Origin of the sequence: Methanosarcina sp. WH1, assembly GCF_000970005.1 — an archaeon.
In the GTDB taxonomy this organism is placed as follows: domain Archaea; phylum Halobacteriota; class Methanosarcinia; order Methanosarcinales; family Methanosarcinaceae; genus Methanosarcina.
The window spans coordinates 3,069,657-3,082,513 of record NZ_CP009504.1; the positions used below are offsets into that span (position 1 = coordinate 3,069,657).

Sequence of the window (12,857 nt, forward strand, 5' to 3'; positions counted from 1 at the left end):
AAAAAAATAATAAGTAAATAATATACATTTCTTTTCAGAATTCTTTTAAATATTATACAAGAAGTGATGGAAAATGGACTTAAAAGAAATCAACAACTTCGGACAGGAACTGGTCGAACGCCTTAAACTCAAGACTTCCCCGGTTGCAATAAAACTGATCCCTACTGGAGGAGAAATTCCCGAAGGAATCAAAAAGGTAGATGACGTCATGAGACACTGCCAGATGATTGATCAGGTAAGGAGAACCGGTGACGAATTCTATTCCCTTGGCGAAGACCAGATGTGCAAAGGTGGATCCGCTTCCATGGGCCTTGGCACAATGCCAGTAAAAGTAGGTAGTGGGGAATTCTACTACAAGGGACTGAAGCATTTCAGCAACATAAACTCCGCAAGGCGTACCGTGGAAAATGCCCCCATGCTCCCTCCAAACAGCACCAGAGCAATCTTATACTCTCCCCTTGAAAAAACGTCTTTCAAACCCGATGTTGTGGTGGTAATATGCAACCCAAAACAGATTATGTTACTCACACAAGCTTTCATGTACAAAAGTGGAGGCAGGCTTGAAGTAAGTTTCGCAGGAAAACAGAGTATCTGCTCCGACGGTGTAGTTCAGGCTTACAGAGACGGAAAGATCGGAATTACCGTGGGATGCAGCGGTAGCAGAGCTTATACAGATATCGCAGATGAAGAAATGATCATGGGAATCCCTGTTGAACTTCTTCCAGAATTAATTTCCGACCTCAAGAAAATCTGTGCAGAATGAAACAAAAACCTACATTTTTCAGATATAAATTCCTCCATGTTAAAGCCCGATAGTGGGCAAGAAATTGATCAAATATGGCAAAACGGATACATTTGATTTGTTTTGTTATATTTGACAATCATTCTTCTGATCCTGATTCTAATTCTGATTCTGATTCAGATCATGATTCTGATCCTGATTATAATTCTGATTCTGATTCAGATCATGATTATAATTCTGATTCTGATTCAGATCATGATTATAATTCTGATTCTGATTCAGATCATGATTATAATTCTGATTTTGATACTGCTTTCAGTCGCTTATCCCATTATTAATTCTATCTGCTGATTGAACCAACCTATTTTAGTTTAGAACGTAATATTACTCCTGACCACTCAAGATGCTGTCATTATTAACTGTCATTATTAAAATACACGTAAAAACTGCAACAAAACGCTCGTTGTTAACTATAAAATCAATTAAAAAACATAGTAAGCCCTCTTGAGAAGATCGAAATATACTATTACTTGTCCCTAGGTTAATCCGTTTGAGCGAAGCAGAACGGACCACGTACTGCAGAGCCGCAACTCTGCTGGCGCAACTCGGGAGACAATGGATTATATACTAAAAGAGAAAACAAACATGGAATTCTTCAGATTACAGGCACAAATAAATGAAAGTAATTTTCAAATCGCAGTACTTTCATACCAAAGAGAAGGACAATGACCTCTTACATAGCAGACTCGGCAGTCTTTATAATGGGAAACTGCAGCGTGGATAGTTCACTGCTTATCACCGTCCCTTCGGTTGTAGACGAGTTAAAAAGCAGGGATTCCGTGCTCCGTTTTGACCTTGCAAAAGAGGGAGGACTAAGGGTAGAATGGCCAGAACCGGAAATGGTAAAAGAAGTTCGGAAAAAAGCTGAACAAACCCGGGACTCAGAAGAGCTTTCAAAAACTGACCTGGAAATTCTTGCAAAAGCCCTTGAACACAGGGAAAAGGCAATACTGCTCACGGATGATTATGCAGTCCAGAATGTTGCCATTCAACTCGGGATTCAGGTTAAACCAATAGCCCAGAAAAAGATAAAAGATATCATCATCTGGCAAAAGCGGTGTACTGGTTGTGGAAAAATCTTTGAGAAGGGGGATGACTGCCCTATTTGCGGTTCACCCATGAAGAAAAAGAGAAAAACAAGACTTAAAGGAAAAAGGTCTCAGGAAAGCTGAAGAAAAAGATATAATGCTTGATAGTGTAATAATATCTTAATTGAGAAAAGATATACGTGAATTATAGTTTTTCAGGCAGTAATTCCAGGCAGCATCCGTAAGAAGAGCTGCAAAAATCGGCCGGAAATACCGCCATACAAAAAAATTATAGGTGGGAATGGAGGCATGAAGAACATAGAAGATCTGATTCAGAAAGCTGTGGAACTGCAAAACAATGGGCTTGTAACCGGCCAGATTGCCGACGAACTTAACGTTTCAAGAGAAACGGTTACATGGCTTTTAACCCGCTCAAAAAAAGGAGGAGCAGTCCCCGCTCCAAAAGACATATCCGTAAACTGGAGCAGCATAGGAAAGAGCGCTACACGGCTTCACTACATCTCACTTGCACTCTGCGACATGGTGCTTGAGACCCTGGAAAAGACAAATGCTGAGGTGGACGTGGTAGTTGGTGTTGCGGCCAGTGGCATCCCTCTGGCAAGCATGATGGCAAACGAACTGGGGGCAGACTTTGCCCTTTATCATTCCCGTAAAGGACAGAATGTCGTCCAGCCCGGCCAGAAAGGGACAATCAGCAGAAACTTTGGAAGCGTTGCAGGCAAGAACTGTGTGGTCGTGGACGACGTTATCACGACAGGTTCGACAACCATGGAAGTAATTGAGCAGCTACGGGAAATGGACGCAAAACCCAGAGTCGTAGTTGTTCTTGTAGACAAAAAAGGCGCAGATACAATCGCCAATGTCCCGATTCAGTCCCTGGTAAGGATAGTTCGTGTTGACTAAAAAAACAATAAAAGATAAAACAGGAATAACTCTCTTTGATATGGAAAGCCTCTTATTCTGAGGGGTTTTCCAAAAATTTACACATTTTAGATTGTTTTTTTAGTTTTTTTCTACTTTCTTCTGGCACTTTTGAAAATTTTTGAGAGATTGTTGCTCATAACCAGTTCACTCCAATGCCGAGAAAGAGAAGAATTAAAGGCTTATTGAAGAAGCCTGTTAATACTCAACTTCCGTAGAAGCAATCTTTTCTACAAGCCTTGAGAGCACTTCAGTTCTCATCCCTTCCACGAACTTGATACTGCCTACAACAAGGTGTCCACCGCCGCTGACTCCGGCACCTTTCACTTCTTCCCTGAGTTCCCTCACAATCCGGGGGATGTTCATGAGCACACCTTTTGAGCGGATTACCGCAAAATCCGGGCCATAGCCCAGAGTGACCACGGGCTTGTTCGGGTTCCTTTTGGTGAGTACATCATGCACTTCCCCGGAGGTCTTACCAGGTGGCGGGAAGGTAAACTTCTGGGCATAGTTTTCGACATCTATCACATTCATGATAGTTCCATTCGCCAGTTTCTGGGACTTGACGTTAAAGAGACAGACTTCAAGCTGTTCCTTTATCATGGAATTTGCCTGCTCGCAAAGCAGGGATACCAGATTTTGATGGATTTTGTGATCGCCCAGATCCAGGATATCGTCAACAATTCCTTTCCCACTGCTGAATTTAAGCCAGAACTGTTCGTAATCCAGAGCCAAAGCCATCTCTTTTAATTCCTCAAGAGTATAGCGGTCCGAGACAAGAGAGATATACCTTCCAGCTTCCGGAGCTTCAGAACGGTCTCCTACTGCCGAAACAGCAGGAAGGTGCTTTATCGTATCACTGATACTGGGATTGATCATACGAGCAATTTCAGCACAGAGCATTCCTGCAGTAACCCCGAAGTCTCCCCCTACATGAGCAGGGTTTGCGTGTCCTATAAGATATTGATCAACAATGTCGTCCGGATGGTGGTGGTCAACGACAAGCATATCGATGCCATAGACCTGTGCCTGTCGCATAGAGGGCACGTCCTCTTCTGTTGATCCATTGTCTACAAGGATCACAAGAGGCATTTTCTGCCCGTGCCTGGCACAATCTTCAAGTGCAAAGGAAATATCCCTTGTAACGTCGGCAAGCTCGTAAAAAGGAGCCTTTGAAGGAGCCCGTTTGTAAAAATAGTATTCCGCATCAGTTCCACCGATTTCCGTAATAAGGGGGAGAATTGCCCGCTCAATGGCGATTGCGGAAGTAATTCCATCAGCATCAGCATGATGCCTGAGGATAATGGGTGTTGAATGTAAGATTGCCTTTTTTATCTCTTTGGCGACGTGAAGCATTCTGGGCTTGAGCTTTTCCATAACATCGCTTTCTATAAGGAAAGGAATATCAGCAGGTGTTGCTTTTTCCTCAATTACCCTCTCAACCCTGGACTTGACAGCAGCTTCCTTTTTTCCGGTCAGCAGTTTCATACTCATGACTTCGATCTGGACCTGCTCATCCCGCGGAGTCACTTCCCCGGTAATCGACACAATCATTCCTACATCGATATGTGGGTAAGACCGCTTTCCTGCACTCTCAAAAGCCGCACAGGGAATAAAGCCCCCTTCATCACCAATGGTGAAAATAGTAGGCCCACTGGTCTGTTTTACCTGGATAACTTCCCCTTCGATCCGGACGAGCCTGCCTTTCATGCTGGTATCTATTTCGGATGAACTCTTAAGTGTGAGCTCTTTTTCAAGCTCGATGGTTTCGTACTTTGTAAGAGTTTGTGGGATAAGATCCAGCTTTCCTCCTGCTTTAATACTTTTTACCAGGACGATCACAGAAGCCTTAACTTCCGGCTGGACCCCAACATTGCTTGAATGCATAAGCCCTCTTACATGAGTGTTCAGATCCACAAAGACTCCAAAAGAGGCGATACTGCTCACTATGCCGTGATAAAGTTTTCCTGCTTCCACGTCTTTGAGGTCACAGGATTCATCCAGAGCGTAAACAAGCTGGGAACGTGAACAGGAACTGCAGATCTCTTCATCTGTATCCTTTGATTCATGAATTCTTGCTCCACAAACCTTGCAGGTATAGATCTTTCCAAGCCCCTCGCAGGTTTCACAGGATTTGGTAACTTCGATTGTCCCCTTTCCTTTGCATTTCTCACATACTGCACCATTTTTCAAGAAACTGTCGATGTCTGTTTCCGAAATTCTCATGAAATCAACTGATTTTGACTTGCCTTTTCCCTTACACAAAGGGCAGACCTCAGTTGAAATAACATCATAGCCACGCCCGTGGCAGTCTGGACATTCCTTACTCATAAATATCAACACCAGTGGTTCTTCCGAACCTGTGCTTTCTTACTCTTACGGTTTTTTGGAATTCAAAATATCGCTTTGAACTCTATACGTTTATTATATGGTTTGTCGGTCTTTCAGTCTACTGGCAACTGCATGACCTTCACCCGGCCCGGAAAATCGGCGACTACATGACTCGTTATCTTCCTGCATATCTCCTGTATTTCAGTTCAATATCTTCTGTATGCAAGATATAAGTATTTGTCAGCATGCTATTTTGCACAGCGTCTACAGATATCCAGAACCTTCAGTTTTTGAGATGGTATCTGTCACTTTCAGATATGTAATCTTAAAGACAGGGAAACCGCGGTCTATGAAAAACCGGAGTGAGGACTTATATAGATTCACAGATAATTTAAATAGACGACAGAGCATAAAACTTTTAAATTAGGATTGGTTACTTCGTAAGAATTTTTTAGAATAATTCCCGGATAAAGAACACTTAATTATTATTAAACCCAATTTTAAGATTAATTGATAGGAGGGCATAAAAGTATGGTTAGTATCATCAATGAATTAATGCTTCCTGTATTAATAGTTGTAATATTAATACTCTCACAATCTATAAAAATGGTTAATGAATACGAACGTGTAGTTATATTCAGGCTTGGTAGACTGAGTGGCGTAAAGGGGCCAGGAATATTCCTTATTATCCCTTTTATTGATAAAGCTCTGAAAATAGACCTGAGAATTGTTGCCATTGATGTTCCTAAACAGGCAATTATCACCAAAGATAACGTCACAGTTGAAGTGGATGCTGTTGTCTACTACAAGGTAGTAGAACCTGGAGCTGCAATTACACAGGTTGAGAATTATATGTTTGCAACCTCAACCCTTTCTCAGACTACGCTTAGAGACGTGCTGGGTCAGATGGAACTTGATGAGCTGCTTTCGGAAAGGGAAAACATTAATAAGAAGATTCAGGAACTTCTGGATGCCTATACTGACCCCTGGGGAATCAAGGTTACAGGAGTAACTATCCGGGATGTAGCCCTGCCTGAAAGCATGAAAAGAGCAATTGCAAAACAGGCGGAGGCTGAAAGGGAAAAGCGGGCAAGGATCATCCTCGCAGAAGGGGAATACCAGGCTGCCCAGAAAATGAAGGAAGCTGCTACTCTCTATCAGGGCCTCCCAGTAGCCATCAAACTCAGAGAACTCCAGACCCTTGCCGAAATTGCCAAGGAAAAGAACCTGATAGTTGTTACACAGCAGTCCCAGGATATGCAAACCGGAAATATCGCAGCTCTTTCACAGGCCATCGTCGGAAAGAAAATGGAATAACGATGAGAATGGTCAGAAGAAACATAAAAAAGGAGAACGGATCGATAAACATGCATATGGAAAGGGCATCCCATTTCCTTTCTATTTTTATCCTGTGCTTCATCCTCATAGCTGCCTTTACGCTTCCTGCAAGTGCAGGGCCAGATGAGAAGGTGCTTGTCCTTGAAATAACCGGAGCTATTACCCCGGCTTCCGACAATTTGATAGCTGGCGCAATAGAAAGAGCTGAGATCGGGAACTTTGAGGCTCTCTTAATTACCCTGGATACCCCCGGTGGAGGGCTGGAAGAGACTCAAATAATCATAAAGGCAATTGAGAACACAACCGTTCCTGTGATCGGGTATGTGCCTGAAAGCGGGAAAGCCTGGTCTGCGGGAACCCTCATCCTCATGGGAACTGATATTGCCGCAATGGCTCCCTTTACAGTGATAGGATCAGCTCAGCCGGTGCAGATATCTGCAGAAGGGACAAAACCTATAGAGGATGAGAAAATTATAAATGCCCTCGTTAAATTCTCAACTGAGACGGCAAGAAAACACGGGCGAAATGAGACTTTTGCAGAAGAAGTAATTACCAAAAACCGAAACCTGAACGACGAAGAAGCTCTGGAAGAAGGAGTAATCGAATATAGAGCTCCTTCCGTTTCGAACCTGCTGGATCAGATTGACGGGCAGGTTGTAAAAGGTAGAAAACTGCAAACCGCAAATGCAGGAATAGAGACCTACGAACCTCCCTTTCCCATTTTCTTCCTGACCCTCATTTCAAACCCGGTCCTTTCCTCCCTTCTCCTGACAATAGGGCTTTATGGGATCATCTTCGGGATTTCAAACCCTGGGGCCGGAGCAGAAATTTTTGGCATTATTGCAATTGTGCTAGGGCTGATAGGCACAGGTTTCGACATTAATATAGCAGCATTTTTCCTTATCATTGTCGGAATAGGGCTTCTTATCCTTGAACTTAATTCCCCAGGATTTGGGGTTTTCGGGCTTGCCGGGTTTATCAGCCTGGTAATAGGGAGCATCTTCCTTGTACCTCTTGGAGGGGAAAACATTTACACTCCGGAATTCAGAAGACTGCTGACACTCACAGTTGTTACTCCCACGATTGTTTTCGGGCTTTTCCTTGTCTTTGCAATTTATAAAATCGCCGAAACAAGGGCGAAAAAGCCCGTTATTGGAGCCATTGTTGGAGATACTGCCCGGACAATAGACCCTATAGGACCGAAAAGCCAAGGTTATGTCCGCTATAAAGGAGAATACTGGAAAGCCAGGTCCGAAGAAGAAATAGGAACTGAAGAAGAAGTTGAAATTATAGGAAAAGAGATGGAAGTGCTTCTGGTAAAAAGAAAAATTTAATCCTTCCTTCTTTCTTTCCTTCCTTCTCTACTTTTCCTTTTTGTCTTTCAGCCACTATTAAGCTTAACCGTTAAGCTTAACCATTTCATTTTATCAGGTTTAGTTCCCCGATTTCTTTTTATTGATTTCTATTCCCATTTCTTTTTATTGATTTCTATTCCAGAGTTCACCTTTTCTTTTTATCCCTTATTTTTTCAAGGACTCTCTGCTTTTTATTGATAGCTTCTTCTGCTGCCCTGTCAATTGCATTTCTCATCTCCTCGAAATCTCGCGGGTTCTCTTCCCCGTGAACTTTTTTGACAGGAGTATATGCAGACTCTCTGAACCTGGGTGAAAAGTCCCGGGTTTCTCCATTGACGATAACTTCAGCTCCGTTTCCTTCTTCCACACGCCCTATGATGTCAATCACGACACCTGCAGCCCGGACGGTTTCAAGAATCTCCCCTGCATATTCTGGGGGGACAATAACCAGCAGGGCATCAAGAGATACTCCGAGGTAATCGATTTTAAGGAGCTCAAGCATGGAAAGCACCTTTGGATTAACAAGGGCTCTCATTTTTTCTTCTTCAAAGACCATTTTTACTTTTGCAGTCTTTGAGATTTCCCGTGCATCCCCACGTATTCCACCATTGGTGACATCGGTCATGGCATGGACCTTTTTGTACAACCCGGACTGCAGGAGAGCTTCACAGGCTTCAAGAAAACGGATGTTAATGGTTTCTTCCACAACGTCGTGCATCCCGTAATAAAGTGCAGTTGTAGAAATCGTGCCTCCACCTGCACCTTCAGTCATAAGGATAAGATCTCCTGCTTTTGTCTGGTTGCGTGAGGTAAGGGAAGACGTAACACCAACAGCGCCGACGCCGCCGGTCATTCGGTCGCCTATTACCATGTCCCCTCCTATCCGGAGAGTGCTTCCGGTAACAAGGGGAATTCCGGTAAGGTCGGAAACTGCAGTGATTCCTGCAATGTGGTCGAATATTTTTGCCACATCTCCATCGTCTGCAATATGGATATCCGAAAGCATGGCAAGAGGGCGGGACCCCATTGCATAAACATCACGCAGGGCTGCTCTTGCTACATGAAAACCCGAAAGGAAGGGAAAATCACTCAGGCGGGAGTGGATCCCGTCAATCGTAACCACAAGGTATTCATCACCTATTCTTACAACCCCGGAGTCGTCAAGCTGGGAGCTGTCAACTACTGCACCTGTACTACCTATAACCTCCCCCAGTTTGGAATGAACGTAAAAGTCCCCTGTTCCCCTCGAACCTACCCCGAACTCGCCCATGGAAACTCCTGAGAGAGTGGAGCTTAATACGTCCCCTTCCATGTGAAGAGTTGCTTTTGCTTCACAAATAACTGCAGCTGCAATCTCATGAGCCCTTTCGGGGTTTATGTTCTTGATTTCAAGAATTCTTGAAGCAAGCTGTTCCTCAAGTCCGGCTTCAGTTGAAGGGTCCTTCCTGAGAGCCCGTTTTGCATAGCCTTCTATATCCATTGTAACCATCCTCTTGCAGACATCTGTCACTGCTTTGAAAGGTGCAGGGCAGATAATTTTGGAATTCAAGCATTAATCTCTGGATTAAGTCATAATATAAAATACCTCGGAATTAAAACTTAACCGCCGAAAAAACGAGAAATAAAGGTTTAGCTGCAAAACCGAAGTGTCCTATCAGATACATGATTTCAACATATATCAACACATTTCAACGAAGTTTTTCAGAATCTTAAGCCCTGTGGCTCCACTTTTCTCAGGGTGGAACTGGGTGCCCATAACATTTCCTTTTGAGTTTACGACAGAAGCTGAAAAATCCAGCCCGTATTCACATGACACAAGGGTGTTTTCCACAGCTGTGTCCACATAATAAGAGTGTACGAAGTATACGAAAGAACCGTCAGGAATGCCTTTAAACAGAGGGTGATCCTGTATAATCCTGATGTTGTTCCAGCCCATGTGGGGCACTTTCAGTTCAGACTTTGGAAAGCGAAGCACCCTTCCCTGAATGAGGTTCAGCCCATCGGTCAGCCTGCCTTCTTCAGAAGAGCTCATCATAACCTGCTGTCCAAGACAGATCCCAAGCATTGGTTTTCCAGAGTCTGCAAATTCCGCGATAACCTCTTTGAGAGGAAACAGACATTTCATCGCATCTATAAAAGCACCAACTCCAGGAAGAATAACACCATCTGCCGCCAGGATCTCCTCCGGATTTCCGGAGATTGCGGAACTTGCTCCAACGTGTTCAAGCCCTTTTTGAACACTTCTTAGATTTCCAAGCCCGTAATCGATAATTACGATTCTTTTCATAGTCCTAACAAACAAAGTTAAGATAGATTAAGCTTACGAACAAAGATTTTGTAAAACGTGGGAAAAAAATATAGAAATTAGAAAAGAAAAAACGAAGAAAAAAACGAAGAAAAAAACGAAGAAAAAAACGAAGAAAAAAACGAAGAAAAAAACGAAGAAAAAAACGAAGAAAAAAATGAAGAAAAATAAACCTGAATAATACAATATAATATAAAAATTTCAGGTCAGTATCGGTCTGCAGAAAAATTGCAGGGTCTTTTCTCCTGCTCAAAAATCACCTTGTACTTGCCACAGCGTACACATTCGTAACGTTTTTCGCGTACTGTTGGCATACAGCAGAGCGCTCCGCTTTTTCGTTTCCAGTCATGCAGTCCGAAAAGACACAAAAAACTACGTCTATGGTCCGATTCATCTGTTTCATCAGAACATTCTTGAGTCAAAAACCTGTTTCCCCTTCTTAGCAATTAGTAAGGCTGGTTATACTATAGTAAGAAGAGTATGGTAAAAAGGACTATATAAGGGTATAGATTTCTTGAATTAATAACCACATATTTGATAATAAGAAGCCACATCAGAAAAAATATGACAAAGACATAAATAGAATGGTTGAATATTCATAGAATGTTGTATAATTATGACAAAAATTTACGGAGTGTAAACGGGGGGAAAACATGAAGGGACTTCAATTACTCAGAAATGATGAAAAAGCAATGGAATTACCAATAAATATCGTTGTTATGCTCGTTGTCGGGATGGTGGCTCTTGCAACACTTATCTCTATAATACCGACTCCTACAAAGGAAATGTCAGTGATTGTCAAAGAGACATCAGGAGCAGGAAATATTCAACCCGGGAACTCGATAATAGTAGATGCTACTACCGCACAGAACTCATTTGCCGTTTCCGCGGAAATAAATGTAACAGATAAAGACGGAAACCCTGTGCGAGATGCAAATGTTGTCCTCAGCGGACTCGGCGGGGCAGCCTCAAGCACAACGGACATTAACGGAATCGCAGTGTTGACAACGCCAGAAAATGCGCTGGTCCGACTTGACCCGAACCAGAATGAAGGGACTATGGACCTGAAAATCATGGCAGACGGCTTCTATGACTATGAGAGAAAGGATGCAATTATGATTATCAAAACTCGATAATACAGAGCTGGAGAGAAGCCGCATATGCAGCCTGAAAACTTAAAAGAGAATGAATCAGGAACTGTCGGGCTTCCGATCAGAATTGTAGTTCTTTCGATCGTTGGTTTTATCGGGTTTTATGCGATTCTTTCAACCCTTTCAGCTGCTCCAGCCCCTGCAGAGCCCATGTATGCAACAGCAAATACAAGCACATTTTCACTCTCCTCCGGAGGAGAGGAGTCCAACTTCAGCCTGCAGATAAGCGTGCTTGACAGGGAAAATCGGGGGGTGGGGGAAGCAAACGTAATTGTCTGGAGCCCGGACAGAAAAAAAGCGTATTCAGGCGTCACAAGCCCTGATGGAAATGTTATTATAATGATTCTAAATCCCCAGCTGCCTGCCGGGAAATCCGAGGGGTACGTTGCAGTAAAAGTAATGAGAACGGGATATAGAGATTTTAGCGAGGAGTATTTCGTAAAGGTAACAGGAGTTAAAGCTTCTTGAAAGAATCATTGCAAAATGTTGTTACTATTAATCATGAACCTATTAATCATGAACCACAGCCCAAAGAATGCCATAAAACCTCCGCAGAGGTATACCAGTTTTTCATGTATGGGCTGTGAAATTACTTCTGTTCCTCTGGAAAAGGATAAAGACTCAGCTACAAGAAATCCAAGGTCTGCTATGCAACAAAAAAAGTATTCTGGTTTAAATCAATCGATTTATTCCTGCAATTTTCTACATTATTACTGATTGAACATCACAATCATCAGTTCGTTAACGATTTTTGCTTCCGGTTAACCAGATAAAATTTTAAAAGTACAGCGCCTGCCATAATTACTGCAAGCCCGGTTGAGAAGTAAGGAGACCTTATTATATCCCAGCGGCCAGACCAGATAAGAAACCCTGTGAGGAGAAGAACGGAAGACCCGGCAATTCCTGAGATTTCTATCGGAATTTTTATAGAGCCCAGAGTAAAACGATCTCTATTTTCAATGGCTTCAATGCGGGATTCAGATTTTCGGATATATTCTTGTGATACGCTTTCCTGACCTTGAATTTCCCTGACTTCATTTCTCAGTTTTTCAACATCTGACACGAGGTTGCTGTGCACAAAATCCGAAAGTTCAGATATAGCAGCCTGTAGAGAACGGAGGCTTTCGGAAAGGCTGGAAAAAAGAGTACTTATATCTTTTACTCTGTAGCTGGTTCCTGAAACCTCGGAAGAGATGTCCAGAGAACTCATGGAAACATTTGAGGCTTCTGAAGAGGGAAGCACAGCACTGAAGGCAAAAGTTGAAATATTCTCTTCAGTGAGCGACGGAACAGAGTCAGAAAGCAGAGAATTTCCCGGAAGAGGAAAAGGAGCTTCAGGAAAAACAGAAGGCCCATGTGGAGAAACTGAAGAGCCTGCAGCAAGATTTGCGGAATTTATCTCCTGAAAAGAATCTGGCGACATGCCTGAAAAAGCTTTTCCAGCCTGTAAAGTCTGAGGTGCTTCAAGAGATAAACGGCGCTCAATGGCCCTCATCCGCTTTTCAAAACTTCTGATGCTCTGGTCAAAAACCTCGATTCTTCCCTGCAAATCGTCCCTGATTTCGGGCTCTAAGTGATATGATTTACTCAAATGAACCATAACCC

At 42.9% G+C, this 12,857-nt stretch carries 12 protein-coding genes; 7 read left to right on the top strand and 5 right to left on the bottom strand.

What is annotated here, in order from left to right:
• The first annotated feature begins 73 nt into the window (after positions 1-73).
• From MSWH1_RS13515 to MSWH1_RS13530, 3 genes are all read left to right on the top strand, one after another.
• A complete protein-coding gene (locus MSWH1_RS13515) occupies positions 74-763 on the top strand; it encodes a DUF169 domain-containing protein (protein ID WP_048129341.1) in 690 nt (229 codons plus the stop codon).
• Positions 764-1,467: 704 nt separating this feature from the next.
• On the top strand, positions 1,468-1,974 hold the full coding sequence (locus MSWH1_RS13525; RefSeq protein WP_048129345.1) for an NOB1 family endonuclease: 507 nt from the start codon (positions 1,468-1,470) through the stop codon (positions 1,972-1,974).
• A gap of 165 nt (positions 1,975-2,139) precedes the next feature.
• Positions 2,140-2,754, top strand: coding sequence for an orotate phosphoribosyltransferase-like protein (locus MSWH1_RS13530; protein ID WP_048129347.1), 615 nt, complete (start codon positions 2,140-2,142; stop codon positions 2,752-2,754).
• Positions 2,755-2,970: 216 nt separating this feature from the next.
• Here MSWH1_RS13530 and MSWH1_RS13535 read toward each other — a convergent pair whose 3' ends face one another.
• Positions 2,971-5,103: a DHH family phosphoesterase gene (locus MSWH1_RS13535; RefSeq protein ID WP_048129349.1), complete on the bottom strand. Its 2,133-nt coding sequence runs from the start codon at positions 5,101-5,103 to the stop codon at positions 2,971-2,973.
• A 531-nt stretch (positions 5,104-5,634) separates the two neighbouring features.
• Between MSWH1_RS13535 and MSWH1_RS13540 the strand changes: the two genes are divergently transcribed.
• Both MSWH1_RS13540 and MSWH1_RS13545 read left to right on the top strand, forming a co-directional pair.
• Entirely contained in the window at positions 5,635-6,420 is a 786-nt protein-coding gene (locus MSWH1_RS13540) for a slipin family protein (protein WP_048129352.1), read from the top strand.
• Between the two features lie 50 nt (positions 6,421-6,470).
• Positions 6,471-7,775: a nodulation protein NfeD gene (locus tag MSWH1_RS13545; protein ID WP_048130580.1), complete on the top strand. Its 1,305-nt coding sequence runs from the start codon at positions 6,471-6,473 to the stop codon at positions 7,773-7,775.
• A 166-nt stretch (positions 7,776-7,941) separates the two neighbouring features.
• Here the strand turns inward: MSWH1_RS13545 and MSWH1_RS13550 are convergent, their stop codons facing one another.
• From MSWH1_RS13550 to MSWH1_RS18520, 3 genes are all read right to left on the bottom strand, one after another.
• Positions 7,942-9,276 carry an AIR synthase-related protein gene (locus tag MSWH1_RS13550; protein ID WP_048130581.1) on the bottom strand — a complete coding sequence of 445 codons (1,335 nt, stop codon included), beginning with the start codon at positions 9,274-9,276 and terminating at the stop codon, positions 7,942-7,944.
• 198 nt (positions 9,277-9,474) lie between these two features.
• Complete coding sequence (gene hisH / locus MSWH1_RS13555) at positions 9,475-10,083, bottom strand: imidazole glycerol phosphate synthase subunit HisH (protein ID WP_048129354.1); 609 nt, start codon at positions 10,081-10,083, stop codon at positions 9,475-9,477.
• Between the two features lie 224 nt (positions 10,084-10,307).
• Positions 10,308-10,523 carry a hypothetical protein gene (locus tag MSWH1_RS18520; RefSeq protein ID WP_082088157.1) on the bottom strand — a complete coding sequence of 72 codons (216 nt, stop codon included), beginning with the start codon at positions 10,521-10,523 and terminating at the stop codon, positions 10,308-10,310.
• A 231-nt stretch (positions 10,524-10,754) separates the two neighbouring features.
• Here MSWH1_RS18520 and MSWH1_RS13560 point away from each other — a divergent pair, with 231 nt between their 5' ends.
• Positions 10,755-11,237, top strand: a complete 483-nt coding sequence (locus MSWH1_RS13560) for an Ig-like domain-containing protein (protein ID WP_048129356.1) — start codon at positions 10,755-10,757, stop codon at positions 11,235-11,237.
• A 24-nt stretch (positions 11,238-11,261) separates the two neighbouring features.
• Positions 11,262-11,720, top strand: coding sequence for a hypothetical protein (locus tag MSWH1_RS13565; RefSeq protein ID WP_048129357.1), 459 nt, complete (start codon positions 11,262-11,264; stop codon positions 11,718-11,720).
• 265 nt (positions 11,721-11,985) lie between these two features.
• Here the strand turns inward: MSWH1_RS13565 and MSWH1_RS13570 are convergent, their stop codons facing one another.
• Positions 11,986-12,852: a hypothetical protein gene (locus MSWH1_RS13570; protein ID WP_231585446.1), complete on the bottom strand. Its 867-nt coding sequence runs from the start codon at positions 12,850-12,852 to the stop codon at positions 11,986-11,988.
• Positions 12,853-12,857: the final 5 nt, after the last annotated feature.